General features: G+C 66.7%; 27 protein-coding genes. 14 read left to right on the top strand and 13 right to left on the bottom strand.

Features of this window, described 5'->3' with window-relative positions; translation table 11 throughout:
- The 5 genes from M9799_RS06645 to fliF are packed head-to-tail and all read right to left on the bottom strand — an operon-like array spanning position 1 to position 5,318.
- Entirely contained in the window at positions 1 to 465 is a 465-nt protein-coding gene (locus M9799_RS06645; RefSeq protein ID WP_231043202.1) for a flagellar export protein FliJ, read from the bottom strand.
- A gap of 12 nt (positions 466 to 477) precedes the next feature.
- On the bottom strand, positions 478 to 1,878 hold the full coding sequence (gene fliI, locus M9799_RS06650) for a flagellar protein export ATPase FliI (protein ID WP_231043201.1): 1,401 nt from the start codon (positions 1,876 to 1,878) through the stop codon (positions 478 to 480).
- On the bottom strand, positions 1,868 to 2,641 hold the full coding sequence (locus M9799_RS06655) for a FliH/SctL family protein (protein WP_231043200.1): 774 nt from the start codon (positions 2,639 to 2,641) through the stop codon (positions 1,868 to 1,870). Before M9799_RS06655 ends, fliI begins: the two co-directional genes overlap by 11 nt.
- Positions 2,634 to 3,629, bottom strand: coding sequence for a flagellar motor switch protein FliG (gene fliG, locus M9799_RS06660; protein WP_231043199.1), 996 nt, complete (start codon positions 3,627 to 3,629; stop codon positions 2,634 to 2,636). Before fliG ends, M9799_RS06655 begins: the two co-directional genes overlap by 8 nt.
- 27 nt (positions 3,630 to 3,656) lie before the next feature.
- Positions 3,657 to 5,318, bottom strand: coding sequence for a flagellar basal-body MS-ring/collar protein FliF (gene fliF, locus M9799_RS06665; protein WP_231043198.1), 1,662 nt, complete (start codon positions 5,316 to 5,318; stop codon positions 3,657 to 3,659).
- Positions 5,319 to 5,494: 176 nt separating this feature from the next.
- Between fliF and fliE the strand changes: the two genes are divergently transcribed.
- Positions 5,495 to 5,812 carry a flagellar hook-basal body complex protein FliE gene (fliE, locus tag M9799_RS06670; protein ID WP_231043197.1) on the top strand — a complete coding sequence of 106 codons (318 nt, stop codon included), beginning with the start codon at positions 5,495 to 5,497 and terminating at the stop codon, positions 5,810 to 5,812.
- A gap of 529 nt (positions 5,813 to 6,341) precedes the next feature.
- Here the strand turns inward: fliE and M9799_RS06675 are convergent.
- The 5 genes from M9799_RS06675 to M9799_RS06695 form a co-directional block, all read right to left on the bottom strand.
- Complete coding sequence (locus M9799_RS06675) at positions 6,342 to 6,641, bottom strand: flagellar protein FliT (protein WP_231043196.1); 300 nt, start codon at positions 6,639 to 6,641, stop codon at positions 6,342 to 6,344.
- Between the two features lies 1 nt (position 6,642).
- A complete protein-coding gene (fliS, locus tag M9799_RS06680) occupies positions 6,643 to 7,059 on the bottom strand; it encodes a flagellar export chaperone FliS (RefSeq protein WP_231043195.1) in 417 nt (138 codons plus the stop codon).
- Positions 7,060 to 7,184: 125 nt separating this feature from the next.
- Entirely contained in the window at positions 7,185 to 8,612 is a 1,428-nt protein-coding gene (fliD, locus tag M9799_RS06685) for a flagellar filament capping protein FliD (protein WP_231043194.1), read from the bottom strand.
- A gap of 159 nt (positions 8,613 to 8,771) precedes the next feature.
- Positions 8,772 to 10,247: a flagellin N-terminal helical domain-containing protein gene (locus tag M9799_RS06690; RefSeq protein WP_231043193.1), complete on the bottom strand. Its 1,476-nt coding sequence runs from the start codon at positions 10,245 to 10,247 to the stop codon at positions 8,772 to 8,774.
- A 276-nt stretch (positions 10,248 to 10,523) separates the two neighbouring features.
- Complete coding sequence (locus tag M9799_RS06695; protein ID WP_231043192.1) at positions 10,524 to 11,696, bottom strand: flagellin; 1,173 nt, start codon at positions 11,694 to 11,696, stop codon at positions 10,524 to 10,526.
- Positions 11,697 to 12,121: 425 nt separating this feature from the next.
- Here M9799_RS06695 and motA point away from each other — a divergent pair, with 425 nt between their 5' ends.
- The 9 genes from motA (at position 12,122) to M9799_RS06740 (ending at position 21,610) form a co-directional block, all read left to right on the top strand.
- Positions 12,122 to 12,982 (top strand): flagellar motor stator protein MotA, encoded by an 861-nt coding sequence (gene motA / locus M9799_RS06700; RefSeq protein ID WP_231043191.1) that lies wholly within the window; start codon positions 12,122 to 12,124, stop codon positions 12,980 to 12,982.
- Between the two features lie 20 nt (positions 12,983 to 13,002).
- Positions 13,003 to 13,926 carry a flagellar motor protein MotB gene (motB, locus tag M9799_RS06705; RefSeq protein WP_231043190.1) on the top strand — a complete coding sequence of 308 codons (924 nt, stop codon included), beginning with the start codon at positions 13,003 to 13,005 and terminating at the stop codon, positions 13,924 to 13,926.
- 71 nt (positions 13,927 to 13,997) lie between these two features.
- Positions 13,998 to 14,384: a chemotaxis response regulator CheY gene (gene cheY / locus M9799_RS06710; protein WP_231043189.1), complete on the top strand. Its 387-nt coding sequence runs from the start codon at positions 13,998 to 14,000 to the stop codon at positions 14,382 to 14,384.
- A gap of 4 nt (positions 14,385 to 14,388) precedes the next feature.
- Entirely contained in the window at positions 14,389 to 15,045 is a 657-nt protein-coding gene (locus M9799_RS06715) for a protein phosphatase CheZ (protein ID WP_231043188.1), read from the top strand.
- A gap of 276 nt (positions 15,046 to 15,321) precedes the next feature.
- Entirely contained in the window at positions 15,322 to 16,476 is a 1,155-nt protein-coding gene (locus M9799_RS06720) for an EscU/YscU/HrcU family type III secretion system export apparatus switch protein (RefSeq protein ID WP_231043187.1), read from the top strand.
- Complete coding sequence (flhA, locus tag M9799_RS06725) at positions 16,473 to 18,572, top strand: flagellar biosynthesis protein FlhA (protein WP_231043186.1); 2,100 nt, start codon at positions 16,473 to 16,475, stop codon at positions 18,570 to 18,572. Before M9799_RS06720 ends, flhA begins: the two co-directional genes overlap by 4 nt.
- Entirely contained in the window at positions 18,569 to 20,137 is a 1,569-nt protein-coding gene (flhF, locus tag M9799_RS06730; RefSeq protein WP_231043185.1) for a flagellar biosynthesis GTPase FlhF, read from the top strand. The genes flhA and flhF overlap by 4 nt, the downstream gene beginning before the upstream one ends.
- Positions 20,130 to 20,891: a hypothetical protein gene (locus tag M9799_RS06735; protein ID WP_231043184.1), complete on the top strand. Its 762-nt coding sequence runs from the start codon at positions 20,130 to 20,132 to the stop codon at positions 20,889 to 20,891. The genes flhF and M9799_RS06735 overlap by 8 nt, the downstream gene beginning before the upstream one ends.
- 5 nt (positions 20,892 to 20,896) lie before the next feature.
- On the top strand, positions 20,897 to 21,610 hold the full coding sequence (locus M9799_RS06740) for an RNA polymerase sigma factor FliA (RefSeq protein WP_231043183.1): 714 nt from the start codon (positions 20,897 to 20,899) through the stop codon (positions 21,608 to 21,610).
- A 312-nt stretch (positions 21,611 to 21,922) separates the two neighbouring features.
- Here the strand turns inward: M9799_RS06740 and M9799_RS06745 are convergent, their stop codons facing one another.
- The 3 genes from M9799_RS06745 to flgA all read right to left on the bottom strand — a co-directional run bounded on the left by M9799_RS06745 (position 21,923) and on the right by flgA (position 23,481).
- Positions 21,923 to 22,294: a hypothetical protein gene (locus tag M9799_RS06745; protein ID WP_231043182.1), complete on the bottom strand. Its 372-nt coding sequence runs from the start codon at positions 22,292 to 22,294 to the stop codon at positions 21,923 to 21,925.
- A 10-nt stretch (positions 22,295 to 22,304) separates the two neighbouring features.
- Positions 22,305 to 22,640: a flagellar biosynthesis anti-sigma factor FlgM gene (gene flgM / locus M9799_RS06750; RefSeq protein WP_231043181.1), complete on the bottom strand. Its 336-nt coding sequence runs from the start codon at positions 22,638 to 22,640 to the stop codon at positions 22,305 to 22,307.
- A 97-nt stretch (positions 22,641 to 22,737) separates the two neighbouring features.
- Entirely contained in the window at positions 22,738 to 23,481 is a 744-nt protein-coding gene (flgA, locus tag M9799_RS06755) for a flagellar basal body P-ring formation chaperone FlgA (RefSeq protein WP_377007561.1), read from the bottom strand.
- Positions 23,482 to 23,720: 239 nt separating this feature from the next.
- Here flgA and flgB point away from each other — a divergent pair, with 239 nt between their 5' ends.
- Genes flgB through flgE form a run of 4 tightly spaced genes read left to right on the top strand, consistent with a single transcriptional unit; the run spans position 23,721 to position 26,483 of the window.
- Positions 23,721 to 24,131: a flagellar basal body rod protein FlgB gene (flgB, locus tag M9799_RS06760; RefSeq protein WP_231043180.1), complete on the top strand. Its 411-nt coding sequence runs from the start codon at positions 23,721 to 23,723 to the stop codon at positions 24,129 to 24,131.
- 27 nt (positions 24,132 to 24,158) lie between these two features.
- Entirely contained in the window at positions 24,159 to 24,563 is a 405-nt protein-coding gene (flgC, locus tag M9799_RS06765; protein WP_231043179.1) for a flagellar basal body rod protein FlgC, read from the top strand.
- A gap of 2 nt (positions 24,564 to 24,565) precedes the next feature.
- Complete coding sequence (locus M9799_RS06770) at positions 24,566 to 25,222, top strand: flagellar hook assembly protein FlgD (RefSeq protein ID WP_231043178.1); 657 nt, start codon at positions 24,566 to 24,568, stop codon at positions 25,220 to 25,222.
- 19 nt (positions 25,223 to 25,241) lie between these two features.
- Positions 25,242 to 26,483 (top strand): flagellar hook protein FlgE, encoded by a 1,242-nt coding sequence (gene flgE, locus M9799_RS06775; protein WP_231043177.1) that lies wholly within the window; start codon positions 25,242 to 25,244, stop codon positions 26,481 to 26,483.
- Positions 26,484 to 26,510 lie beyond the last annotated feature (27 nt).

Genomic DNA, 26,510 nt, shown 5'->3' on the forward strand with positions numbered 1-26,510 from the left:
TCATGCCTCCTGGAACTGCAGGCCGAAGGTGCGGCCGATGAACTGCAGCGCGGCGCGCTCGTCGGTCTGCTTCTGTTCGCGGCGCATCTGCGCCAGCGAGATGTCGCGCTGGCGTGCGGCCACCACCTTCTGCAGGCTGGTCACGCGCAGCTCGCAGGCCATCAGCGCCTTCTGCGCCGCCTCGAGGCGGATCGCGTGGTCCTGGATGACCTTGGTCTGCAGGCCCATGGCATGGTTCAGCCGTTCCATGAACTGGTACTGGTGGTACATGACCTCGGGCTGCACCGCCTGGTTCTCGTGCGCGCCCCAGCGCTGCTGCATCTGCGCCGCATAGTCCTGCAGCTGGTCCATCTGGGCCTGCGCCGACTGGCAGGCCTGGGCCCGCGCCTGCAGCGTGCGGCGCGCCTCGTCGCGCTTGCGCATCGCTGCATCGATCGCCACCATGAGAGCATTCAACGACGACATTCGGATTCCCGGTTAGTGGCCAAGCAGTGCCGCCATGCCCGAGACGCTCTCGTCCATAGTGGCGGCTTCGAACATGTTCTGTTGCAGGAAGCTGGCCATCGCCGGCTGCAGCTTCACCGCTTCATCGATCTGCGGGTCGGAGCCCGCGACGTAGGCGCCGACCTGGATCAGGTCGCGGCTCTTCTGGTAGCGCGAATAGACCGCGCGGAAGCGCCGCGCCAGGTCGAAGTGTTCGCGCTGCACCACGTTGTGCATCACGCGCGAGGCCGACTGCTCGATGTCGATCGCCGGAAAGTGGCCGGTTTCGGCCAGCGCCCGCGACAGCACGATGTGGCCGTCGAGGATCGCGCGCGCCGCGTCGGCGATCGGGTCCTGCTGGTCGTCGCCTTCGGACAGCACGGTGTAGAAGGCGGTGATCGAGCCGACGCCGTTGAGGCCGTTGCCGCTGCGTTCGACCAGCTGCGGCAGCTTGGCGAAGCACGATGGCGGATAGCCCTTGGTGGCCGGCGGCTCGCCGATCGCCAGCGCGATCTCGCGCTGCGCCATGGCGTAGCGCGTGAGCGAATCCATCAGCAGCAGCACGTGCTGGCCCTTGTCGCGGAAATGCTCGGCAATGGCGGTGGCATAGGCCGCGCCCTGCATGCGCAGCAGCGGCGGCGCATCGGCTGGCGCCGCGACCACGACGGCGCGGCCGCGGTCCTCGGCGCCGAGGATGTCCTCGACGAATTCCTTGACCTCGCGGCCGCGCTCGCCGATCAGGCCGACGACGATCACGTCGGCCTTGGTGTAGCGCGCCATCATGCCCAGCAGCACGCTCTTGCCCACGCCCGAGCCGGCAAACAGGCCCAGGCGCTGGCCGCGGCCGACGCTCAGCAGCGCGTTCAGGGCGCGCACGCCGGTGTCGAGCGGCTCGCGCACCGGGTCGCGGTCCATGGCGTTGATCTGGCGGCGGTCCATGGGCTCGGCCGTGACATCGCTGATCGGGCCCGCATGGTCCAGGGGGGTACCCTGCGAATCGACCACGCGGCCCAGCAGGCCGTCGCCCATCGGCAGGCGCAGCATGCCGGTGGCCAGCGAGACTTCGGCCGGCGGCTCGCCCCAGCGCGGGGGCGGCACGAAGGCCGGCGCGGGCGTGACCACCGCGCCGCTCGACAGGCCCTGGATGTCGCCCGCGGGCATCAAAAAGGCTTTTTCACCGGCGAAACCCACGACCTCGGCCAGCACCGGCTCCTGGTGCGGCATCTGCACATGGCATTGCGCGCCCACGGGCACGCGCAGGCCCGAGGCCTCGAGCACCAGGCCGGTGAGGCGGCTGAGCGTGCCGCGGCTTTCCAGCGGCACCGGCTGGGCGTAGCGCGCACGTGCGCTGGCGAGGAATTCGCGCCACGGAGCGAGCGCCTGTTCATTCGCCATGGCCGCCCTCGTACCAGGAAGAGACCAGGCCCAGCGCGGCCACGGCGCGGCGCCAGCGGCTGTCGAGGCCGGCTTCGATCACCGCGCCGCCCGCGTCGACGCGCACGTCGCCGGCGGGCACCGAAGCGTCGGCCAGCCATTGCAGTTTGCCCGCGGCGCCATGCTCGGCACGCAGCGGCGCATCGAGCACTTCGAAGTCCACGGGATTGAGGCGCACCGTGGCGACGCGGCCTTCGGTGACCAGCATGTCGAGCGCCTCGCGCACCACCGGCAGCAGCGCCTCGGGCTTGCAGGCCAGCTCCTGGCGCACCACCTGGCGCGCGATGTCGCAGGCCAGCTGCAGCACTTCCGAAGCCATGTTCTGTTCGAGCGCCTGCAGGCTTTGTTCGTACTTCTGCAGCACCGACTGCAGCTGCTGCGCGGTCTCGCGGCCGGCGCCGGAGGTATAGCTGTCCATGCGCTGCTGCCATTCGTTGGTGGCTTCGGCGCGGCCCTGGGCGAGGCCCTGGGCGCGGCCTTCGGCATGGGCCTTTTCGCGCGCTTCCTTGAGCAGTTGTTCGAGCTGCTCGGCGTCATGCTGGGGCGCGGACACGGGGGCGTCGACGACTTCCACTTCCTGCGGCGCCTGAGCGGCGGCGGCGCCGTCCAGTGGCAGCAGCGGCGACAGTCCGCCATCGCCCACGGCGCCGAAGCGCCACTGCACGACGCGGCCGCTGTCGATTTCCTCGCTGGGAATGAAGCGCGAGTGCGGGCCGTTAGACATAGCTGTCCTCGGCGGCGCCGCCTATGGTGATCTGGCCCTCTTCCGCGAGGCGGCGCACCACCTTGAGGATTTCCTTCTGCTGCGCCTCGACTTCGGACAGGCGCATCGGCCCGCGCGATTCGAGGTCTTCGCGCAACGCCTCGGAGGCGCGCATCGACATGTTGGCGAGGATCTTGTCGCGCACTTCCATCGTGCCGCCCTTGAGCGCGACGATGAGGGTTTCCGACGCCACCTCGCGCAGGACCAGCTGCAGCGAGCGGTCGTCAAGCTTGACCAGGTCATCGAACACGAACATCTTGTCCATGATCTTCTGCGCCAGGTCCAGGTCGTAGTTGCGGATGGTTTCCAGCACCGACACATCGGCATTGCCGCCGAGCTGGTTGATGATTTCCGCGGCCGTCTTGACGCCGCCCAGCGAGGTCTTGCGCACCTTGTCGCCGCCGGCCAGCACCTTGAACAGCACCTCGTTGAGGTCCTTGAGCGCCGTCGGCTGGATGCCTTCGAGCGTGGCCACGCGCAGCAGCACTTCGCTGCGAAAGCGCTCGGGCAGCTGCATCAGCACCGCGGCCGACTGCTCGTGCTCGAGGTGCACCAGGATCGCCGCGACGATCTGCGGGTGCTCGTTGCGCAGCAGCTCGGCCACCGACAGCGGATCCATCCACTTCAGGCTCTCGATGCCCGAGACGTCGCCGCCCTGCAGGATGCGGTCGATCAGCAGCGAGGCCTTGTCGTCGCCCAGCGCGCGCTTGAGCACCGAGCGCACGTAGTCGCTGGCGTCGTTCACCAGCAGGCTCTGCGCACCGGCATCGTCATGGAAGCGGTTGATGACGAAATCCACCTTCTCGCGCGACACGCCGCGCATGCGCGCGATCGTCTCGCCGAGCTTTTGCACTTCTTTGGGCGTCAGGTGTTTGAACACCTCCGCCGCCTCTTCCTCGCCAAGCGACATCAGCAAGATGGCGGCGTCGTTCAGGCCTCGATCATCCATAGGAAACTCGTATGTCCAGATGCGGGATCAGCTTTCGCCGTTGACCCAGGTTTTCACAATGTTCGCCACGGCGATCGGGTTCTGCTTGGTCAGCTGGCGCGCCTGCTCCAGGCGCAGCTGGCTGTCGGTGGGGATCAGTTCCGCGGCCGGTGCGGCCAGCGCCGGGCGTTCCGGATCTTCGGCCTCGAGCGCCTCGAACTGCGGGCCGCGGGCTTCGGGCGCGCGGCTCTTGAGCAGCGGCCGCAGCAGGCCCAGCACCAGGATCGCGCCGAACAGCGCCAGGCCCAGCGGCCAGGCCAGCGTGCGCGCCAGCTCGATGGTCTCGGGCTGCTTCCACAGCGGCAGCTCCACGGGCGGCGTGCTGTCGTCGCGGAAGGGCGCGTTCATCAGGTTGACCGAGTCGCCGCGCTCCTGGCTGAAGCCGATGGTCTCGCGCACCAGCGCCAGCATGCTGGCCTGCTGCTCGGGGCTCATCGCCTGCGGCACCGGTGCCTGGCCGGCCTCGGCCATGCCCGGCTGGTAGTTCACCACCACCGCGGCCGTGAGGCGCTTGATGGCGCTGCTGCTGCCGCGCGTCACGCTCACGGTCTTGTCGACTTCGTAGTTCGTCAGCGATTCGCGCTTGCCGCCGGGCGCGGCGCCCTGCTGGCCGTTGGCCGCGGCGGGCGCCGGGTTGGCGCCGTTGATCGGCGCGGCAGCCGCCACCGCGGGCTGGTTGCTGGTGGCGCCGGGCACGCCCGTGGGCAGTGCCGGCTGCTGCGCGCCGGTGCTTTCCACGACCTGCTGGCTGCGGATGGCGCTGTTCTCGGGCGTCTGGTTCGGGCGGTGCTGCTCGGAGGTGGACTCGGTCTGGCTGAAGTCCATCTCGGCCGTGACCTGGGCGCGCACGTTGTTCTTGCCGACCACGGGCTCGAGGATGTCCAGGATGCGGCGCGTGTACTGCTGCTCGATCTGCTGGGTATACATGAGCTTTTGCACGTCGACCGCGTTGCCGCTGCCGTCGGGCGACTGCGAAAGCAGCTTGCCGGTGTCGTCGAGGATGCTCACGGCCGAGGGCTGCAGCTCGGGCACGCTCGATGCGACGAGGTGCACGATGCCGGCGATCTGCGCGCGGTCCAGGAAGCGGCCGGGATGCAGCGTCACCAGCACCGAGGCCGAGGGCTTCTGCTGCTCGCGGAAGAATCCGTTCTGGTTGGGCAGCGCCAGGTGCACGCGGGCGTTCTGCACCGAGGCCAGCGCCTGGATCGAGCGCGTGAGCTCGCCTTCGAGGCCGCGCTGGAAGTTCAGGCGTTCCTGGAACTGGGTGATGCCGAAGCGGCTGGTCTCCATCAGCTCGAAGCCGGTGACCGAGCCCTTGGGCAGGCCCTGCGTGGCCAGCTTCAGGCGCACGTCGTGCACGCGGTCGGCGGGGATCAGGATCGCGCCGCCGCCCTCGGCGTACTGGTAGGGCACGTTGAGCGTGGTCAGCTGCGCGACGATCGCGCCGCCGTCCTTGTCGCTCAGGTTCGAGAACAGCACCTTGTAGTCGGGCTGGCGATTGAACATCACCGCCGCGACCAGGCCGATCACCGCCAGTGCGGCGACGGCGCCCAGGCGCAGGCGCTGGCCGCGATCGAGCGCGGACAGCCGCTGCGACCACGAGGGGCTGGCGGAAGGGATTGCGGCGGGGATTTCAGCGACTGCGGACATCTCTTGGTTCCAATTTGGCACGGCCCGACAAGGAGCCTGACGTGGGGCCGATTATTCGGAATTCGGGCCGCGACGTTCCGCCGATAAGGCGCGCCTTTGGGCATCTATTTGCCAAGATGGAACGGCGCGGACCGCCTACGATTCAGCCCATCTCACAAACTCCCCTGGGATTTGTCATGGACCTGCGCATCAATACTTCGATTCCTTCCCTCTCCGGCGCCGACCTGGCGCGCCGCGTTGCCGCCACGCCCACCTCCACCCGCGAGGTCGATGGCGGCTTTACCCAGGCGCTCAAGGGCGCGCTGCAGTCGGTCAGCGCCGCGCAGGAGCACTCGGGCAACCTGCAGCGCGAGGTGCAGCTGGAAAACCCGGCGGTGAGCCTCGAAGAGACGATGATCGCCATCCAGAAGGCGCAGATCGGCTTCCAGGCATCGCTGCACGTGCGCAACCGGCTGGTGCAGGCCTATACGGATGTGATGAACATGCAGGTTTGAGGACGGGCGCGCTGCGCGTTCTCGACCTTTGTTGGCCGCCGGCTTTTGCTGGCGGCTTTTTTGCGTGTGGAGCTTGCTGGAGTTCTGACCGTCCATCCTTCGACGGGGCCGCCCAGGCAAGCTCAGGACGAACGGTTGGGAAAAGCTCACGGGCCCGCATCGGGGACGAACGGATTTTTCAACCGTTCGTGGTGAGCTTGTCGAACCATGGACGACCTCTTTTCCAGAACGCCCATTCATCCTCCAACGGCGCCGCCCAGGCAGGCTCAGACGAACGAACCGACATCCTTCCAAGAGGCCGTCCAGGGGCTCGGGGGCCCACCCATGGGACGAACGGGAAAAACCGTTTGCCCTAGGCGGGCCCGCTGAGCCTGTCGAAGGGTGGACGTCCCCGCCACAAGCCAGACGGGCGAGCCTATCCTTCCACAATTTCAGGACAAACGCATAAAGCCCCGCCCATAAAAAAACCCGCATTCTCAGAACGCGGGTTTCTTTCAGCCACCAGCCGCACGCAGCGGCCTCGAGCCAATCAATGCAGCACCTGCGGCTGCCCGTCGAACATATGCTCCACCTGCGCCAGCCAGGGCTCGGCCAGCGTGCGGATCAGCGCGTCGTTGCGCAGGATGCGCTGCATGATGCGCGCCTTCTCGCGGCGCTGCTCGGGCTGCAGTTCCTGCTCCTGGGACTTGAAGCGCAGCTGCTCGATCAACACTGCACAGGCGCCTTCGTAGCGCGCCACGCCTTCCCAGTCCTTCCCCCGTGCGGCCTCAAGCATCTTGAGGCTGCTGTCTTCTATGGCTTTGTAGTAATCGATCAAGCTATGCTCCATTTCAGCCTCCAGCGGTAGCACTACCCTGAAGGCCCATTTCGGTCCAACCCTGGGACACCGTCCCCACCAAGTCCGCGACTTCCTCGACCAGCTTCACATCGTTGCGCGCATTGGCCAGAGTCAGCCGGCCCACGCAGTACTCGTAAAGCATGGCCAGGTTGTTTGCCACCTCGCCGCCGCGCTCGCGATCGACCGCGCCCAGCAGGCCTTCCTGCAGGATGCGCACGGCCTTGCCGATATGGCGCACCTTTTCGCCGATGTCGCCGCGCTCTATCGCGCCACGCGCGCCATGGAGCGTGGAAATCAGGCCGTCAAACAGCATCTTGATCAGCTGGTGCGGCGAGGCGCCATCGACCATCGATTGCACGCCCACCTGACGGTAGGCCGAAGTTGCACGAGCGCTTACTGGGGAAAACATGACAACCACTCCTTCCAATGCCGATATTTCTATGTACTTGCCAGACTTATCGGCATGGGCGGCACAAACTCAAGCTTAATTTGTCCTGATTCGCGAAATCCCGCGATGTACAGGAAGAAAGCCGCTCAACTGTCCTTGTTCCACATCGTGATCTGCTGATTGATGTAAGTGTCCAGTGCCGTGAGGCTGGACATCTTCACATCCAGCGCGGTGTACTGCGCCAGCAGACGCTTTTCATAGGCATTGACGCGGGTCGTCAGACGCTCCTGGTCCTGCGTGTTGCGCTTGAGCTGGCTTTTCATGCTCTCGTCTTTGGTGGCAAAAACACCATCGCTGGACAGCAGGCCGGTGGTGAAATCCTTGAGCCGCACGCCCAGACCGTCATTGGCGTCGCCCTCGAGATCGGCGGCGAAGAACTTCGCCATGCTGTCCGGGTCCTCGAGCGCCTTGGTCAGCTTGGTGTCGTCGATCTTGAGCGTGCCGTCGGTCTGGAATGCCAGCCCTATTTGCGACAGCGTGGTGAAGGCGCCGCCCGCGCCGCTGTTGCTGGTCAGCAGCCGGCGCAGCGCGCTTTGCAGGTTGATGGCCGTCGAATCGCCCTGCAGCGTGCCCGCGGTCTTGGAAGTCGGGTCGTACGACGTCATGGTGGACATTGCACTGCTGAGCGCGTTGTACGACTCCACCAAGTTGGTCAGCGCGGTCTTTGCGGTCGCGGTATCGCCCTTGATGGTGATGCGCACCGCGGCATCGCCTTCCGTCTTCTGCGAAACCGTCAGGGTCACGCCATCGGCCACATCGGCAAAGGTCGTGTTGCGCGAAGCCATGGCGATGCCGTTGATGGTGGCCAGCGTGTCCTGGGCGGTCTGCGAGCGGGTCATGCCCGCGCTGCTGTCAGCGCCGAGGTACTCCAGGCGCTTCAGCCCGGGCTGGTCAGCCGTTTCTTCCACAGCCACGCTGAACGCGGCATTGGTGCCGGTGGCCGTGGATTGCAGCGACAGGCGCTCGCCCGTGTGGTCGCGCAGCACCGTGGCCGAAACGCCGGCATTGGCGGCATTGATCTTGGCCGCCACCTTGGCCAGCGTGTCGTCCTCGGCCGTGATGTCTATGGAAACCGAAGCCGGCAAGCCGTCCACCTCATTGGGCTTGAGCGCTCCGTCCTTCCACTCACCCAGGGTGATGGTCAGCTTGCCCTGACCCAGGGCCGTGCCGGTTGGCACCAGCCCCGAACCAATGGTCTGCGCCGAGGCCAGTTGCTGCACCTTGACATCGTAGGTGGCAAAGGCCGCTTTGCTGGTCGCGGTGCCCGATACGGTGGAAGAATTGGCCGAGCTCAGCACCCGGCCCTGCCAGGTCTCGGAAGCGGTCAGCTTGTCGACTTGGGTCTGCAGGTTGGAGATCTGCGACTTGAGCTGGCTGAAGGCCGACACCTGGGAATTGATGGCGGTGGCCTTGATCTGCAGGGCCTGGATGGGCTTTTGCTCCAGGGCGACCAGCTTGGCCACCATATCCTCGACGTCGAGACCGCTGCCCAAGCCTATCGAGCTGATCGCCATAAATATCTCCCCTTCGCGGCCGGCCCCTGGCCGCACGCCGCTGCACACAACAATAAGGATGGCCGGCCGCCCAGGCAGCCGGACCCGCCGACAACGTCACTACCCACGTATCGGCGCAAACAGCGGGAACTTGAGGGCCTGGCCCCCAAGGCGCCGCAATCAGCCCTGCAGCAGCTGCAGCACCTGCTGCGGCAGCTGGTTGGCCTGGGCCACCATCGCGGTGCCGGCCTGCTGCAGGATCTGCGAGCGGCTCAGGTTGGCGGTTTCCACCGCGAAGTCGGCATCCATGATGCGGCTGCGCGCGGCCGACAGGTTCTCGGTCGTCACGCTCAGGTTCTCGATCGTCGTCTCGAAACGGCTCTGCACGGCACCCAGGCTGGCGCGCGCGCCGTTGACGGCCATCAGCGCGGCATCCATGGCCAGGATGGCGTTGTCGGCGTCGGTCGCATCCAGCACGCTCAGGCTGGCAAATCCGATCTCGCCCTTGCCTGCGGTGGCCAGGTTGTCGGCTGCGGTCAGACCGGCCTGGGCCTTGAGCGCCGCAGCATCCGTGCCCGCTCCCAGTGCGATATTGATGTTACCGGTTCCGCCCGCGGACGTCAGCTTGAGCGCGCCCTTGTCGTTGCTGGCAACGACACCGGTGGTGTCCGTGTGCAGGTTGATGGCCTTGATCAGGTTGGACATGCGCTCGGACGCGGTCGTGGCCGAGTCATTGACGGTGATGTCCGTGCCATTGAGCTTGAAGCTGACTGGGGAGAAGCTGGCAGCGCCGGCTGCTGTGCCGGGGGTGGACGTACCCGAGACGCCGCCAGTGCCGGCGGTGAAGACCGGTGCCGTCACGCTGCCGGTCTTGGTGATGGTCAGCACGCCCGCCGCATCGGTCACTGCATAATCGCTGCCCAGCGCAGTCGCCACCGCCTGACGGATGTCCTCGGTCGCGGCGTAATTGCCATTCAGCGTCACCGGCTTGGAATCCACGGTGAAGCTGATTGGAGCGCCGCTGTGATCGCCTGTAGGGATGGCCGTAGTCGTCACCTTGCCGTCAACCTGGGTCGCGCTGGTGGTACCTGCCACCACATCGGCCGTCAGCGGGCCGGCGGGCTTGGCCACGCTGGTCCATTGGCCAAGCTTGTCCACATTGGCATCGACGATGCCGCTGATGTTGATCGTCTGGCCCTGGTTGGCGCCGACCTGGAAGGCCATGTTCGTGAACGAGCCATCGAGCAGCTTGGTGCCGTTGAAGCTGGTCTGCTGGGAAATGCGCGTGACTTCGGCCTTGAGCTGTTGCACTTCGGCGTCGAGCGCGGCGCGGTCTTCGGAGGAATTGGTCGCATTGCGCGCCTGCACCGCCAGTTCGCGGATGCGCTGCAGGTTGTTGCCCAGCGAGCTCAGCGCGCCTTCGGCCGTCTGCGCCAGCGAGATGCCGTCGTTGGCATTGCGCGCCGCCACCGTGAGGCCGCGCACCTGGGTGGTCATGCGTTCGGAGATCGCCAGGCCGGCAGCGTCATCCTTGGCGCTGTTGATGCGCAGGCCCGAGGACAGGCGCTGCATCGAAGTGGCCAGCGAATTTTGCGAAGACGAAAGATTCCGCTGCGCATTGAGGGACTGAATGTTCGTATTGATGATGGCTGCCATGTAAACGCTCCTGTTTAAAGCCATGCTCCCGGCACTGCGAAAGCTGTTGCAATGCCAGCACAACGCACTGGCGTTCCATTCGAGCGATACAGCGCATGGAGCCGCCGCCCGGATGCAGCAATTGTTCGCGCAACGGGCATTTGCCATAACAGGGAAAAGCGTTGAAAAAACCGCCCAGTTCCCACCTCCCAGGCATCCAGAACGCAAAAAACCCGGCCGAAGCCGGGTTTGCGGTGAAGTCCTGGCACCTGCCCGCGGGCGGATGCCGGGGATCGATCAGCGCAGCAGGGACAGCACGCCCTGGGGCAGCTGGTTTGCCTGGGCCACCATGGCCGTGCCGGCTTGCTGCAGGACCTGCGAGCGGCTCAGGTTGGCGGTTTCAGCCGCGAAGTCGGCGTCCATGATGCGGCTCTTGGAAGCCGACAGGTTTTCGCTGTTCACGCCCAGGTTCGAGACCACCGACTCAAAGCGGTTCTGCAGGGCACCCAGGTCGGCACGGGCGGAGTTCACGGACTTGAGGGCACCGTCCATGGCCAGGATCGCATTGTCGGCGCCTTCAACGGTAGAGATATCCAGGTCGGAGAAGCCCGTCTTGGAAACTCCCGTGCCGTCCTTCGTGGACACAGTCTCGGTACCCAGAGTCGGAGCCGTCATGCCGACAGCATCCGAAACGACCGTCTTGATTGCGGTCTTGGCCACCGTGATCTTGCCATCGGTCATCGTGATGTCCTTCAGGGCATCGGCGTTTGCCGTCTTGGCAGCCGTGAATGCGGCACCCAGTGCGGTCAGCGAGGCAGCAGCGTCTCGGTTGGCCAAAGCTGGAACGGCAATCTCCACGCCATTGATCTTGAAGCTTGCGGCGGCTGCAGGATCCGTGAGCGCAGCTGCGGCGCCTTCTGCATATGCATATTCGTTGACCTTGACATTCGTCCAGGTGCCGAGATCCGCAATCTTGGAGTTCTGGATGCTGGCGATGCTGATGGTCTGGCCCTGGTCGGCGCCGACCTGGAATGCCTGGGCCTTGAAGCTGCCATCCAGCAGCTTGGTGCCGTTGAAGGAGGTGGTCGTTGCAACGCGGTCGATTTCTTCCTTGAGCTGCGTCACTTCCTTTTGCAGCGCGGCGCGGTCGTCGGTGGAGTTCGTGGCGTTGCGCGACTGCACGGCCAGTTCACGGATGCGCTGCAGGTTGTTGCCGATGGTGCCCAGGGCGCCTTCAGCCGTCTGCATCAGCGAGACGCCGTCGTTGGCATTGCGCTGTGCCTGGTTCAGGCCGGTGATCTGTGCGCTCATGCGCTCGGCGATGGCCAGGCCGGCGGCGTCGTCCTTGGCGCTGTTGATGCGCATGCCCGACGACAGGCGCTGCATGGAAGTCGACAGCGAGGACTGCGACGTCGACAGATTGCGCTGTGCGTTCAGCGACGAGATGTTGGTGTTGATGGTCATGGCCATGGTGATAGCTCCTAAGTCAAATCAAAACGCCCGCCGCCAGACCAGTCCCCCGGATCACTCCAAGGCGGGCGGCGGCGGCAGCCCAATCCGTGCAAGCCACTCAACGAAAGGTTGGGTTGGTCGGCAGCTTGTGCGGTGCAGGGCGTCAACTTCCCTGTTGCTTTGGTTATCGGAGGGGTGGGGAACAAACTTTAGGGCGCTGGAGCAAATTTTTTGCGCGGGCGTGGGCCGCGGGTCTTGGAGGCATATCCATATCTATATATGCCTCGCGGGCTCCGGCTGCCGCCCGGAGCGGCAGCGCCGCCAGCCGGCGCCGGCCATTTGCGCCGTCCACCCTACACGCGCGCGCAAAGCTGCCGATAAATGCGGCAATTGCCCCGCTTATCCAGCCAATCCCGGCAGGCAGGCAAACGCACAATCTCCGCATGCTTGTCATTCTTGGTTTCATCATCGCTTTCGCCTGCGTGTTCGGCACCTACGTGCTGCACGGGGGCAATATCGGCGTGGTCGCGAAGGCCCTGCCGTTTGAAATGCTCACCATCGGGGGTGCGGCGCTCGGGGCGTTCATCGTCGCGAACCAGCCCAAGGTGATCAAGGCCACGCTGCGCGCGCTGCCGGCGGCGTTCAAGTCTTCCAAATACAACAAGGAGCGCTTTCTCGAGCTGATGGCGCTGCTCTACGAGATCTTGCAGAAGGCGCGCAAGGAAGGCCTGATGTCGGTGGAATCCGATGTCGAGGCGCCGCAGGAGTCGCCGATCTTTGCCAAGTATCCGAATCTGATGGCCGACGTGCATGTGATGGAGTTCCTCACCGACTACCTGCGCATGATGGTCTCGGGCAACCTCAATTCGCACGAGATCGAGGCGCTGATGGACAGCGAGATCGAGACCCACCACCAGGAATCGCACGCACCGATCGCGGCGCTGGGCCGCATGGCCGGCGGGCTGCCGGCGTTCGGGATCGTCGCGGCCGTGCTGGGCGTGGTCAACACCATGGGCTCGGTGGGCCAGCCGCCTTCGGTGCTGGGCGCGATGATCGGCTCGGCGCTGGTCGGCACCTTCCTCGGCATTTTGCTGGCCTATGCCGTGGTCGAGCCCATCGCCGGGCTGATCGAGCAGCAGACGCAGGACGCGGCCAAGGAATTCGAGTGCATCAAGACCACGCTGCTGGCCAGCATGCAGGGCTACAACCCCTCGACGGCCATTGAATTCGGCCGCAAGGTGCTGTTCTCGACCGAACGCCCGGGCTTCCTGGAGCTGGAAAACCACGTCAAGGGCAAGAAGTAAGCCGAGCACGAGAGCACACCATGGCCGACAAGAAACTCCAACCGATCATCGTCAAGCGCGTGAAGAAGGTGACCCATGCCCCGCATGGCGGCGCCTGGAAGATCGCCTACGCCGACTTCATGACGGCCATGATGGCGTTCTTCCTGCTGATGTGGCTGCTGGGTTCGACCTCCAAGGGCGACCTGCAGGGCATTGCCAGCTACTTCAATGCGCCGCTGAGGGTCTCGATGCAGGGCGGCGACGGCTCGGGCAACAGCTCGAGCATCATTCCCGGCGGCGGCAACGACCTGAGCAAGGTCCACGGCCAGGTGCGGCGCTCCGAAGCCAGCGAGACCGCCGACCGCAAGCAGAGCCTGGACTCGACGCGCGCCGAGCGCGCGCGCCAGGACGCGCTGCGCATCAAGGAGCTGCAGGTCAAGGTCGAGAACCTGATCTCCAGCAACCCCAAGCTCAATGAATACCGCTCGCAGATCCGCGTGCAGGTCACGCCCGACGGCCTGCAGATCCAGATCGTCGACGAGCAGAACCGGCCGATGTTCGACAGCGGCAGCGCCATCGTCAAGCCCTACATGCAGGACATCCTGCGCGCCGTGGGCGCGGCCCTGGGCGAGACCGAGAACCGCATCAGCCTGTCGGGCCACACCGACGCCGCGCCCTACGGCAACGGCGACCGGGGCTACAGCAACTGGGAGCTCTCGGGCGACCGCGCCAACGCCTCGCGCCGCGAGCTCATCGGCGCCGGCATGCCGGCGCTCAAACTCGCGCGCGTGGTCGGCATGGCCGACAGCGACCTGCTCGAGCCCGAGAACCCGCGTGCGCCGCAGAATCGGCGCATCACCATCACCGTCCTGACCCGCGAAGCGGAAGAGCGGCTGTTGGGCAAAGAGCACACGCCTTCGCCCGCCGCGAAAAAGCAGGACAATCCCCCGGCTGGCACGCAATAGCCTCCATTTGTGACACTTGCTGCCGAATCTGCCTTTCTCCCCAGAGCACATCACGACCGAAAGGGTCTCACGTGGCTAATGCCTTGCGTTTTTTGATCGTCGACGACTTCTCCACCATGCGCCGCATCGTGCGCAACCTTCTCAAGGAAAGCGGTTTCCCCGAGGCCGATGAGGCGGAGGATGGCGTCGTTGCGCTGCACAAGCTGCGCAACAGCAAGTTCGATTTCGTCGTCACCGACATCAACATGCCCAACATGAACGGCTTCCAGCTGCTGGCCGAGATCAAGGGCGACGAAAAGCTCAAGCACCTGCCGGTGCTGATGGTGACGGCCGAAGCCCGCAAGGAAGACATCGTGGCCGCTGCGCAAAACGGCGCTGCGGGCTACATCGTCAAGCCCTTCACCAAGGCCACGCTGGAAGAAAAGGTCACCCTGATCCTGAAGAAACTGGGGATGTGACGCCATGGACAGCAACACGCCCGCCGAGCCTGGCGAACTGCATTACAAGATCGGTGTGCTGACGCGTCAGCTGCACGATTCGCTCAATGAGCTGGGCTATGCCGACCGGTTGCGTGGCACCATCGACGAACTGCCCGACGCGCAAAGCCGGCTGTCCTATATCGCCCGCCTCACGGGCGAGGCCGCCGAGAAGGTGCTCAACCGCGTCGAGCAGGCCAAGGCCCAGCAGGCCTATATCGCCCAGGAAACACGGCGCATGGTGGCGGCGCTGATCGAGGACCCGGTCGCGGCCGTGGCCAAGGGCGACATCATGAACTTCCTGACCGACATGGAAGCCGTGACGCAGAAGGCCGACGAGCACCTGACCGAGATCATGATGGCGCAGGACTTTCACGACCTCACCGGCCAGGTGATCGGCCGCGTGGTGAACCTGGCGGCCAATCTCGAGGACCAGCTGGTGCAGATGCTGATCCAGACCGCTCCCCAGGGCGGCGTGCCGGCCTCGGTCATGCCCGTCGCGGCCGCGGCTGCGGTGGTTGCCGGAAGCTCCGAGAAAACCCAGGAACCCCTGGCCGGTCCGGTGGTCGACCCCAGCCGCACGCCGGATGTGGTGACTTCGCAGTCGCAGGTGGATGATTTGCTGGCGAGTCTGGGGTTCTGAACCCCGGGGGCTTTCACTTTCGGACAGGCCGCTCATCCTTCGACGGGGCCGCCCAGGCAAGCTCAGGACGAACGGTAACGCGCCCTAGCACAGAGCGAACTGGGTATTGACCGTTCGTCCTGAGCCTGTCGAAGGATGAAGGGCCAGGCCTCAAGCCAAGGCCCATAGGGTCAAAGCCCCCAACGCGCCCAAACAGCGCCCTTCCTCCGCTTCTTTTCCCCCTTTAGCAAAACCAGCCCCTGGCGACAATGACGGCGACCTTCCGTCATACCCGCCATGGACTCCAGCCAAGACAAAAATCTCCCCGCCACCGAGCGCAAGTTGCAGAAAACGCGCAAGGACGGCCAAGGCGCGCGCTCGCGCGACCTCTCGCATCTCGCGATCCTGGGCATGGGCGCGGTGGCGATGCTGGTCGGCGCGCAGCCGCTGACCAGCTATCTGAAACTGGCCTTCATCCAGCAGTTCTCCTTCAACGCCCAGACCGTGCAGACGCCGGCGCTGATGCTCGAGCGCCTGCTGCAGATGGGCAGCTGGGGCCTGGTGGCCTGCGTGCTGTTCGCGCTGGCGACGATCTCTGCGGCGGTGCTCAGCGGCATCATGGCCGGCGGCTGGATCTTCAGCTTCACGCCCGTCATGCCCAAGTTCAGCCGGCTCAATCCGCTGTCGGGCTTCATGAACCTGTTTTCCAAGCAGCAGCTGATCACCGTCGTGAAGATGGTGCTCATGACCATCGTGCTGTCGTTCATCGGCTGGAAGTACCTGGCGGCCGGCCTCGAGGACATGGCGCGCGTGATCAGCCAGCCCTCGCCCATGGCGCTGGCCATGGTCGGCGAATGGCTGGCCGGCGGCGTGGCGCTGCTGCTGCTGGTGGTGTTCCTGGTGGCGCTGATCGACGTGCCGCTGCAGGCCTTCCTGTTCAAGTCGCGCCTGAAGATGTCGCACCAGGAAGTCAAGCAGGAGCACAAGGAATCGGAAGGCAACCCCGAGATCAAGGGCAAGCTGCGCCAGAAGCAGCGCGAGATCGCCAACCGCGCCAGCATCCAGGCCGTGCCCAAGGCCGATTTCGTGGTCATGAACCCGACCCACTATGCCGTGGCGCTGCGCTACGACGAGGCGCGCATGGACGCGCCCCAGGTCATCGCCAAGGGCACCGACCTGCTGGCGCTGAAGATCCGCGAAGTCGCCAACGCGCACGACGTGCCGGTGCTGCAGTCCCCGATGCTGGCGCGCGCGCTCTACGCGCATGCCGAGCTCGACCAGTCGATTCCCGCGCCGCTGTACACCGCGGTGGCCCAGGTGCTGGCCTATGTCTACCGCCTCAAGGCCGCGCTGCGCGGCGAAGGCCAGATGCCGCAGGCGCTTGACGAAGTCCCGGTCCCCCCCGAACTCGACCCGCACCAGCGCGTGGTCCCCCAAGGCAGTGCCACATGAACTCCTCGATGAAATCCCTGCAGCTGCTGGGCAGCAAATACGGCTCGACCGCCCAGGGCCTGTCGGCACCGCTGCTGGTGGTGGCGATCCTGGCGCTGATGGTGCTGCCGATCCCGCCGTGGCTGCTCGACACCTTCTTCACGCTGAACATCGCCGTGGCGCTGATGGTGATGATGGTCGCGGCCTACATGATCCGGCCGCTGGACTTCGCCGCCTTCCCCACGGTGCTGCTGCTGACGACGCTGATGCGCCTGTCGCTCAACGTCGCCTCGACGCGCGTGGTGCTGCTCGAAGGCCACACCGGCCCGGGCGCGGCCGGCGCGGTGATCGAGGCCTTCGGCCACTTCCTGATCGGCGGCAACTTCGCCGTCGGCCTGATCGTGTTCGCGATCCTGGTGGTGATCAACTTCGTGGTGGTGACCAAGGGCGCGGAGCGCATCGCCGAAGTCTCGGCGCGCTTCACGCTGGATGCGATGCCGGGCAAGCAGATGGCGGTGGACGCCGACCTGAACGCCGGCCTGATCAATGAAGAGGAGGCCAAGCGCCGCCGCGCGGAAGTGGGCGAGGAAGCCAACTTCTTCGGCTCGATGGACGGTGCCTCGAAGTTCGTGCGCGGCGATGCGATCGCCGGCATCCTGATCCTGGTGATCAACATCGTCGGCGGCTTCATCATCGGCATGGCGCAGCACGGCCTGTCGGCCGGCCAGGCCGCCGACAGCTACATCCTGCTGGCCGTCGGCGACGCGCTGGTGGCGCAGATCCCCGGCCTGCTGATCTCGGTGGCCGCGGCGATGGTGGTCTCGCGCGTGGGCAAGGGCGAGGACATGGGCCGGCAGATCGTCGACCAGCTGTTCATGTCGCCGCGCGTGCTGGCCGTGACCGGCGGCGTGCTGGCGATGCTGGGCCTGATTCCCGGCATGCCCCATGTCGTGTTCCTGGGCATGGGCAGCGCGCTGATCTATGGCGCCTGGCTGCTGGCGCGCAAGCAGCAGGCGGCCAAGGCCAAGGCGGCGGCCCCTGCCGCGGCGGCGCAGGCTCCGGCCGGCGACTCCGGCGAGGCCACCTGGGACGACCTGCAGCCCGTGGACCTGCTGGGCCTGGAGCTGGGTTACCGCCTGATCGCGCTGGTCGACAAGAAGCGCCAGGGCGACCTGCTGACGCGCATCAAGGGCGTGCGCCGCAAGTTCGCGCAGGAGGTCGGCTTCCTGCCGCCAGCCGTGCACGTGCGCGACAACCTCGAGCTCAAGCCCAGCGCCTACCGCGTGACGCTGCGCGGCGTGAGCATTGCCGAGGGCGAGGCCTTCCCCGGCATGTTCCTGGCGATCAACCCCGGCGGCATCAGCACGCCGCTGATCGGCACGCCCACGACCGATCCGGCCTTTGGCCTGCCGGCGCACTGGATCGACGAGCGCCAGAAGGAAGCGGCACAAATGGCGGGTTTTACCGTCGTTGATTCCGAAACCGTGATGGCCACGCATTTGTCACACTTGATGCAAGTGCATGCGGCCAAGCTCTTGAGCCGCACGGAGACCCAGCAGCTCGTCGAACATGTGGCGCGCCTGGCTCCCAAGCTGATTGAAGAAGTGGTTCCAAAGATGGTGTCGATCTCAACGTTCCAGAAGGTGCTCCAGCTGCTGCTGGAAGACGCCGTGCATATCCGCGACATCCGCACCATCATCGAAACCCTGGCCGAGCATGCACCGCTGACCCAGGACCCGGTGGAGCTGGCGCGCCGCGTGCGCATCGCGCTGTCGCCGGCCATCGTGCAGCAGATCTACGGCCCGACGCGCGAGCTCAATGTGATCGCCATCGAGCCGAGCCTCGAGCGCCTGCTGGTGCAGGCGCTGGGCAACCCCGCGGCGCCTTCGCTGGACCCGGGCGTGGCCGAGATCCTCACGCAAAAAGCCGCCGATGTGGCGCAGAAACAAGAAGAGCTCGGAATGCCCGCCTGCCTGCTGGTGCCCGACTCGATCCGCAACGCCATTGCCCGATTGTTGAAGCGCGTGGCGCCCCGTCTGCAGGTGCTCTCGCACAGCGAGATCCCCGAGACGCACACGATCCGCATTGGCCCCATTCTTAAAGGTGCATCCGCATGAACATCCGCCGCTTTACCGCCCCCACCTCGCGCGAGGCCCTGGCCAAGGCGCGCATGGCCTTTGGCGATGGCACGCTGATCCTGTCGAACCGCGCGACGCCCGATGGCGTGGAAGTCACGGCCACCGCCGAGGACATGCTCGAGAAGCTCGACGCGGGCGTCGCCACCAGCTCGCCGCTGCAAAGCGCGCTCGAGAAGCGTGCGGCCGACGAGGCGCGTGCGCTGCCACGGCCGCGCACGCTGGCGGCTGCGGTGACGCAGGCCGCTGCGGCGCCGGCCGCTGCCGCAGCGGCTGCCGAAACCGCAGCCTCCTCCCCGCTGCGCCAGTCCGTCGAGGAAGACGCGGCCCAGCTGGCGATGAGCACGCTGTCGTTCCAGGACTATGTGCGCGAGCGCATGCTGCGCCGGCGCCACGAGTCGCTGCATGGCGACAGCGCCCCCGCGCCCGAAGCCGCGCTGGAACAGGAGCTGCCGACCTTCGCGCAGCGCGCGCGCCAGCTCGACGAGCTGCGCCGCGAGCCCGTGCAGGCGCCGGCCGCCGCCGTGGCGCGCCACAACCCGCTGCGCGCGCAGCGCCCTGCCAGCCAGCCCACGGCCCGTCCACAGCCTGCCGCCGCTCCCGCGCCGCAGGTCATGATGGACGAGATCCAGTCGATGAAGGCGCTGATCGAGGACCGCTTCAACACCCTCGCCTGGCTGGGCCAGGCGCGCCAGAGCCCGCTGCAGTCGAATCTGATGCTCAAGCTGATCCGCGCCGGCTACTCGCCCGCGCTGTCGCGCCTGCTGCTGGAGAACCTGCCCGCAAGCTGCTCGCCGGCCCAGGCCGTGCGCTGGCTGATGGACGTGCTCGAGCGCAACCTGCGCACCAACGCGCATTCCGCGCCGATCTATGAACAGGGCGGCGTGTTCGCCCTGGTCGGCGCCACCGGCGTGGGCAAGACCACGACCACCGCCAAGCTCGCGGCGATGGCCGCGCGCATCCACGGCGCGAGAGAGGTCGGCCTGATCACGCTCGACACCTACCGCGTAGGCGCCCACGAGCAGCTGCGCGCCTACGGCCGCATGCTGGGCATCGTCGCCCACCAGGCGCACGACCGCGCGGCGCTGCAGGACCTGCTGGGCCTGCTGGCGAACAAGAAGGTCGTGCTGATCGACACCACCGGCGTCGCCCCGCGCGACCCGCGCAAGGACGACATCCTCGACGTGCTGGACCTGCCCGGCGTGCAGCGCATGCTGGTGCTCAACGCCAGCAGCCAGGGCGACTCCAACGACGAGGTGCTCAACGCCTTCAAGGCCGAGGGCTGCCGGCAGGTGATCCTGTCCAAGGTGGACGAGGCCGTGAAGCTCGGCCCCTCGATCGACACGCTGGTGCGCCACCAGATGCAGCTGTGCGGCGTCACCAACGGCCAGCGCGTGCCCGAGGACTGGGAAGCGGCCGACGCGCACCAGCTCGTCGCCGCCTCCATGCGCACGAACACGCGCTCGGCATTCGACCCCAAGGCCATCGAACTGGACTTCTTCTTCACGCAGTCCAGCCAGGCCGACGTGGAGCTGGACCATGCTTGACAGCGCAACCCAGGGCAGCGGGCTGCAATCCGCCGCCTGGCATGAACTCCAGGTCTGCGCCATTGCCTATTCGGCCACCGCGCCGGGCTCGAGCCTGCTGTGGCCGCTGAGCGCGCAATTGCAGCAGCTGGGCTATCCGGTGCTGGTGCTCGACGCCAGCCAGGCCGAGTCCGCGGCCACCCCCGGCCTGCGCGACCTGCTGGCCGATCCGGCCTGGCATGCCGCCATGCTGGGCCCGCGCCCGGCCGAGGCCTCGGTGGCGGCATTGCCCGCGGCACTGGGGCTGTCGCAGCTGGGCGGCCTGGAACAACTGCTGCCCTATGCGCGCCGCTATGCCGTGGTGCTGATCCATGCACCGGTCGAGCAGCTCGCGCCGCTGCTGCAGGGCCATGCCATGCGCCCGCTGCTGCCGCTGGACATGCAGCCGCGCGGCATGGTGCGCAGCTACCGCCAGATCAAGCACCTGGCGCTGCACGCCGGCCTGCCGAGCATCGTTGCCGCCGCCGCCGCCGCGCACGAGCCCTTCGCGCGCCGCCATGCCGACACGCTGATGGCCTCGCTGGCGCAATGCGCCGAGCGCCACCTGCGCCTGGCGCCGCTGTGCACCCGCGCCGACCCGGCGCTGGCGCAGGACATGCGCCGCCTGGCACTGCTGCTGCTGTCGCATTCCGCCACCCTGACCCCCGGGCTGGCCGCCCTGCCGGCGCGTTATGCCGCGGCGCCTGCCTTTTCCCAACCTGCGTGGAAGCTATGAACGCCATGTACACCGCGAATGGCCATCTGGAACGCAACGCGCTGATCCGCCAGCATGTACCGCTGGTGCGGCGCATCGCGCACCACATGATCGCCAAGCTGCCGCCCAATGTGGAGCTCGACGACCTGATCCAGGTCGGCATGATCGGCCTGGCCGACGCCCTGACCCGCTTCGAGGCCGCGCAGGGCGTGCAGTTCGAGACCTTTGCCTCGCAGCGCATCCGCGGCGCGATGCTCGACGAACTGCGCGACGGCGACTGGATGTCGCGCAGCTCGCGCAAGAGCCAGAAGGACATCGAGCAGGCGCTGCGCCGCCTCGAGCAGAAGCTCGGACGGACCCCGCTGGAGTCGGAGATCGCCTCCGAGCTCGGCATGCCGCTCGACGAATACCAGGCACTGCTGGGCAAGGTGCGCGGCACGCAGCTGGTCTACCTGGAAGACATCGCGCCCGGCGAGGACAGCGACGGTTTCCTCGACCGCCATGTGGCCGACGAAAGCGCCGACCCGATGGCCCTGCTGCGCGACCAGCGCCTGCGCGGCGCGCTGGTCGAGGCCATCAAGCTGCTGCCCGAGCGCGAGCAGTACATCATGGGGATGTACTACGAGCACGACATGAATCTCAAGGAGATCGCGGCGGTGCTGGGGGTGACGGAGTCGCGGGTGTGCCAGTTGCATAGCCAGGCGATTGCGCGACTTCGGACGAAGATGCGGGCGCATTGAGCTTATGTTTGTCTTGGCCTTGGCGAAGGGTGTGGGGCTGTCTTGAGGGCCGGCCGTCCATCCTTCGACAGGCTCAGGACGAACGGTTGGGAGGCGCTTCGCCCTCGACCAAGCCTCGCTCTCCATTCACCTCAAACACCCCTCGGCTTCCAGGGCGCAACGCTCGTCGACCCGATCGTCCTGAGCTTGTCGAAGGATGAAAGGCCTGCCCTACAGCAAAGGCATGCACTTACCTCAGCCCCCGAGACTCCAAAACAAAAACGCAGCCCCAGCGCTGCGTTTCTTCATTGTGCGAATGGGAAACAAGCCAAGCTAACTGGCGCTGCGATAGATCCTGGCCGGCCCCGTGCGTGCCGCGCGGCCGGAAAGCGCGTCATAGGTAGGCGCCGCCGATTGCATCGGCAGCAGCGTCGCCACCTTGGAGCCGGTCAGCGCGCTGGCGCGCGCGAGCTGCTCGCGCAGCGGGCCGATCTGGCGGCCGACGGCCTCGATGCGCTCGCGCAGCGCGGCGTCGAGCATCTGGCCGCTGCGGGTGTGCTGCTGGCGCAGCACGGCCAGCGACATGAAGGCGTCGCGCAGCTCGGTGCTGCGCAGCTCGAGCACATTGGCGTCGGTGCCGGCCAGCGCGGCCGACAGCGCCTGCAGCGCGGTCTCGGCCTGGGCCAGGGAATCGGTCAGCTGCATGGGGCCGGTCTCAGGCCGCGCGCGTGGCCATCGAATGCGCCAGGATCTCGCCGGTGTTGGCCAGCAGCTTGTCGGCAATGGCCTCGGCGCTCACGCTGAAGGTGCCGTTGGCAATGGCCTCGCGCATCGCCTTGACGCGGTCGGCGTCGAATTCGGTCGGGGCGCGGCCCGCGGCGTCAAGCGCCCTGGCCGAGCTGGAAAAGGACACGCCAGCGGACGAGGTCGCCACCTGGGCGCCCTTGGCAGCTTCTTCAGCGGCCGGACCCGTGGTCTTGGCCTGCTTGGAGGCCGTGGCCGCGGCCTGCAAGGCGGCGGCGCTCAGCTCCGGTTTCTGTCCAATCTTCATCTTGATTCTCCATGGCCCCATTCGCCTGAGGCTCCTTGACACTGGTTTCGGCAGCGGTCCGAAAAACTTTAGCTATTTTTCTTGCGGCAAGTGCGTGCTAACGCACCTCCACCACCCCCTGCGCATTGACGATGCCCGAGACCAGCCGGCCATTATCCATGCGCACGCGCACATTCGCTCCCTCCGCGCCGGCTACCATGGCGCGCCCTGAGGACATGATGGTGAAGCCGCCGCCACCGGCCGCGACCTTGACCTGCGCGCCCTGCGCGAACAGCTGCGGCGCGCGCAGCAGGTTCTGGCGCAGCGCCTGGCCGGCCTGCAGATGGCGTGCGGCCTCGAGGCCGACCCAGTCGGGCTGGTTGGCGACCACGGGCGAATCCGTCTCGGCCCAGTCGATCTCGGCCAGCGAGGCATCGGCGGCGGTCAATGCCTCGCCCATGCGCACATTGCTGTTGAGCACCCAGGCCGGGCCGAAGGCCTGCACCGTGACCGGCAGATACACGTTCCAGGGCCTTGGGCCCTCGACGCAGCGCAGCCCGATGCGGCTGCGTCCCCACAGGCGCGTGCCGGGCGGCAGGTAGGGCTCGACCTTGGCGCAGGCTGCCAGCTGCAGGCGCGCGTCGAGCTTGCCGATCTGTATCTGCAGGCGCAGCGGCAGCCCGGCGGGCGCCTCGCCGGCCAGCGCGGCATCGGCCCAGCGCTGCGACAGGGCCTCGAGTTCGGCATGGGTCTGCGCCTGCGCGGCACCCAGCGACAGGCCCAGGCCGGCCAGCACGGCGCGCGCCAGGCGGGGCGCTGCGGCGGAAACGGGTGCGGCCAGGGGCCTGGGGCTGCGTATCAAGGGAACTCCTCCAATTCAGTGGGGCCTGGCGCGGCGCCAGGCGCAATGCCACGGCGCGGCCGCGGCAAGGCGTGCCATCGACTGTAGGCGTTTGCGGCGCGCGCAAAGCACGAAACTGCGCAGCAATCCACGCGTTCTTCACGCTTTAGGAAAAGCGCGCGATTTCCATAATCAGGGCCTGTCGCGGTGCGTCCTGCATTGCGCCTTCTTTATTCCGAAGCCACAAGCGCGAGGCCCACATGCTCGACAAACTCACCAGCCGACTGGATTTCCATAGCAACGCACTGCTGCTGCGCGCCGAACGCCAGCGCCTGCTCGCGAGCAACATCGCCAACGCGGACACCCCGGGCTATGTGGCGCGCGACCTCAACTTCTCGCAGGCGCTGCGCGCCGCCACCGAAGGCGGCAGCGCGCTGGCCGGCAGCGGCACCACCCACGCGGGCCACATCCCGCTGCACGCGGCGCAGACCAGCCACAGCACCGTCAGCCTGGGCTACTCGGTGCAGTCGCAGCCCAGCCTGGACAACAACACCGTCGACCTCGACCGCGAGCGCGCGAACTTCGTCGACAACTCCGTGCGCTACGAAGCCACGCTGCGCTTCATCAACGGCCAGGCCAAGGGCATCCTCAGCGCCATCCAGGGCCAGTAAGCCACGCACAGACCAAAGGCAGCAACCATGTCCATGTTTTCCATCTTCAGCGTCTCCGGCAGCGCCGTCAGCGCGCAGTCGCAGCGCCTCAACGTCGTGGCCAGCAACCTGGCCAACGTCGATGCCGTGGCCGGCCCCGACGGCCAGGCCTACAAGGCGCGCCAGGTCGTGTTCCAGACCACGCCGCTGGGCGCGGAGGCCGCCTCGGGCGTGCGCGTCAGCGCCATCAGCGAGAACCAGGAGCCGGGCCGCCGCGTGCTCGACCCGAACCACCCGATGGCCGACGCCCAGGGCTATGTGACCCACTCCAACGTCAACGCCGTGGACGAAATGGTCAACATGATCTCCGCCTCGCGCTCCTACCAGAACAACGTCGAAGTCATGAACACCGCGAAGTCGCTGCTGCTCAAGACTTTGCAGATGGGCCAATAAGCATGATCCTCAACCCCGTCTCCGGCACTGGCGCCACCGCCAACGGCGCTTCGAACGCCGCAGCGTCCACCGATCCCGCGGCCCAGCAGGACCGTTTCCTGAAGCTGCTGGTCGCGCAGCTGAACAACCAGGATCCGATGAATCCGATGGACAACGCGCAGATGACCACGCAGATGGCGCAGATCAACACCGTCGTCGGCATCAACCAGCTCAACAGCACGATGGAGGCGATGTCCTCGCAATTCACCGCGATGCAGGTGCTGCAGGGCACCTCGATGATCGGGCGCACCGTGCTGTCCGAGGGCAACACGCTGAGCACGCCGGTCGACAAGGTCAGCACCGCGGCCTTCGACCTGAGCGGCACCGCCGCCGATGTGAAAGTGAACATCACCACCGCCGCGGGCACCGTGGTCGACACCGTCAAGCTCGGCGCCCTGGACGCCGGCCGCCACTACTTCACCTGGGACAGCAGCAACTACACGGGCGACGTCAGCGCCCTGCGCTTCCAGGTGGCATCGACCAATGGCACCGCCAACGTCGCCAACACGCCGCTGGCGCCGAAGATGGTGGTCGCCACCAGCACCACCGACAACGCGCTGACGCTGGAACTCGAGAACGGCGAGAGCCTGGCCTACAACAAGGTCAAGGCCGTCTTCTAACACCGAACAGGAGCACACCATGTCTTTCCAACAGGGCCTCTCGGGCCTCAACGCCGCCAGCAAGAACCTCGACGTCATCGGCCACAACGTCGCCAACTCGAGCACCACCGGCTTCAAATCCTCGCGCACCGAATTCGCCGAGATGGTGGCCAGCGCGGTCGTCACCTCGACCGGCGCGAATTCGGGCATCGGCGTGAACGTGCAGACGGTCTCGCAGCAGTTCCTGCAGGGCGCGATCAACGAGACCGGCAACAGCCTGGACCTGGCGATCAACGGCGACGGCTTCTTCCGCGTCAACCTCACGGACGGCACCCAGGCCTATACCCGCGCCGGCAACTTCCAGCTCGACAAAGCCGGCAACATGGTCACGGCCGACGGCGCCAGCGTCATGGGCTATCCCATCGACCCGCTCACCGGCCTGACCAGCAGCACCACGCTGGAAGCCATCAAGTTCCCCACCGGCCAGCCGATTCCCGCCAAGCAGAGCACGCAGGTCACTGCGCTGCTGAACCTGAATGCGCGCGCTGCCAACGCCGCGGGCGATGCCACGGCCACGCCGCCGGTGCCCGCCACGCCGCGCGCCACCTACGGCACCTCGCTCGAGGTCTATGACAGCCAGGGCATGCCCACGCCGGTCACGATGTATTTCGAGAAGGCCGCGGGCAACACCTGGAACGTCTACAACTCGCTGGATGCCGCGGCCGCGCCCGTGGGCCAGCTGGTGTTCGACGGCGCCGGCAAGCTGGTCTCGGGCAGCCCGATGGCCATGACCGTGGCCTCGACCAACCCCAACGCCAACGGCGTCAACCCGGTGACCAACCTGAACCTGACGCTGGACCTGAGCGGCGTGACCCAGTCCGTCAGCGATTTCTCGGTGTCCAAGCTGAACCACGACGGCTATGCCGCGGGCGAGCTCAACGGCATCACCATCGGCGCCGACGGCACCATCATGGCCAACTACTCGAACGGCGTGACGCGCGCCGAAAGCCAGCTGGCGCTGGCCAAGTTCAGCAACAGCCAGGGCCTGGCGGCCATTGGCGGCAACAACTGGGTCGCGACCGGCGATTCGGGCCCGCCGGTGCTGGGCTCCGCCAAGAGCGGCAGCTTCGGCGCGCTGGTCTCGGGGGCGCTCGAGAGCTCCAACGTCGACCTGACGGCCGAACTGGTCAACATGATGACCGCCCAGCGCGCCTACCAGGCCAATGCCCAGACCATCAAGACGCAGGACCAGGTGTTCTCGACACTGGTCAACCTGCGCTGATCCCACCCGCTAGCCAAGGAGTTCCGC

It is taken from the genome of Comamonas endophytica, from assembly GCF_023634805.2.
Lineage (GTDB): Bacteria > Pseudomonadota > Gammaproteobacteria > Burkholderiales > Burkholderiaceae_C > Comamonas > Comamonas endophytica.

What these genes read in the sequence shown, in the direction of transcription:
- M9799_RS06740 (WP_231043183.1), top strand. Translation starts at nt 20,897, where the DNA reads ATGTACACCGCGAATGGCCATCTGGAACGCAACGCGCTGATCCGCCAG.
- fliI (WP_231043201.1), bottom strand. Translation starts at nt 1,878, where the DNA reads ATGGCGAATGAACAGGCGCTCGCTCCGTGGCGCGAATTCCTCGCCAGC.
- M9799_RS06655 (WP_231043200.1), bottom strand. Translation starts at nt 2,641, where the DNA reads ATGTCTAACGGCCCGCACTCGCGCTTCATTCCCAGCGAGGAAATCGAC.
- flgM (WP_231043181.1), bottom strand. Translation starts at nt 22,640, where the DNA reads ATGAAGATTGGACAGAAACCGGAGCTGAGCGCCGCCGCCTTGCAGGCC.
- M9799_RS06770 (WP_231043178.1), top strand. Translation starts at nt 24,566, where the DNA reads ATGATCCTCAACCCCGTCTCCGGCACTGGCGCCACCGCCAACGGCGCT.
- fliF (WP_231043198.1), bottom strand. Translation starts at nt 5,318, where the DNA reads ATGTCCGCAGTCGCTGAAATCCCCGCCGCAATCCCTTCCGCCAGCCCC.
- M9799_RS06720 (WP_231043187.1), top strand. Translation starts at nt 15,322, where the DNA reads ATGGACTCCAGCCAAGACAAAAATCTCCCCGCCACCGAGCGCAAGTTG.
- flgB (WP_231043180.1), top strand. Translation starts at nt 23,721, where the DNA reads ATGCTCGACAAACTCACCAGCCGACTGGATTTCCATAGCAACGCACTG.
- fliD (WP_231043194.1), bottom strand. Translation starts at nt 8,612, where the DNA reads ATGGCGATCAGCTCGATAGGCTTGGGCAGCGGTCTCGACGTCGAGGAT.
- fliS (WP_231043195.1), bottom strand. Translation starts at nt 7,059, where the DNA reads ATGTTTTCCCCAGTAAGCGCTCGTGCAACTTCGGCCTACCGTCAGGTG.
- M9799_RS06715 (WP_231043188.1), top strand. Translation starts at nt 14,389, where the DNA reads ATGGACAGCAACACGCCCGCCGAGCCTGGCGAACTGCATTACAAGATC.
- flgC (WP_231043179.1), top strand. Translation starts at nt 24,159, where the DNA reads ATGTCCATGTTTTCCATCTTCAGCGTCTCCGGCAGCGCCGTCAGCGCG.
- M9799_RS06645 (WP_231043202.1), bottom strand. Translation starts at nt 465, where the DNA reads ATGTCGTCGTTGAATGCTCTCATGGTGGCGATCGATGCAGCGATGCGC.
- M9799_RS06695 (WP_231043192.1), bottom strand. Translation starts at nt 11,696, where the DNA reads ATGGCCATGACCATCAACACCAACATCTCGTCGCTGAACGCACAGCGC.
- flhA (WP_231043186.1), top strand. Translation starts at nt 16,473, where the DNA reads ATGAACTCCTCGATGAAATCCCTGCAGCTGCTGGGCAGCAAATACGGC.
- M9799_RS06745 (WP_231043182.1), bottom strand. Translation starts at nt 22,294, where the DNA reads ATGCAGCTGACCGATTCCCTGGCCCAGGCCGAGACCGCGCTGCAGGCG.
- flgE (WP_231043177.1), top strand. Translation starts at nt 25,242, where the DNA reads ATGTCTTTCCAACAGGGCCTCTCGGGCCTCAACGCCGCCAGCAAGAAC.
- flhF (WP_231043185.1), top strand. Translation starts at nt 18,569, where the DNA reads ATGAACATCCGCCGCTTTACCGCCCCCACCTCGCGCGAGGCCCTGGCC.
- fliE (WP_231043197.1), top strand. Translation starts at nt 5,495, where the DNA reads ATGGACCTGCGCATCAATACTTCGATTCCTTCCCTCTCCGGCGCCGAC.
- M9799_RS06735 (WP_231043184.1), top strand. Translation starts at nt 20,130, where the DNA reads ATGCTTGACAGCGCAACCCAGGGCAGCGGGCTGCAATCCGCCGCCTGG.
- motB (WP_231043190.1), top strand. Translation starts at nt 13,003, where the DNA reads ATGGCCGACAAGAAACTCCAACCGATCATCGTCAAGCGCGTGAAGAAG.
- M9799_RS06690 (WP_231043193.1), bottom strand. Translation starts at nt 10,247, where the DNA reads ATGGCAGCCATCATCAATACGAACATTCAGTCCCTCAATGCGCAGCGG.
- fliG (WP_231043199.1), bottom strand. Translation starts at nt 3,629, where the DNA reads ATGGATGATCGAGGCCTGAACGACGCCGCCATCTTGCTGATGTCGCTT.
- motA (WP_231043191.1), top strand. Translation starts at nt 12,122, where the DNA reads ATGCTTGTCATTCTTGGTTTCATCATCGCTTTCGCCTGCGTGTTCGGC.
- M9799_RS06675 (WP_231043196.1), bottom strand. Translation starts at nt 6,641, where the DNA reads ATGGAGCATAGCTTGATCGATTACTACAAAGCCATAGAAGACAGCAGC.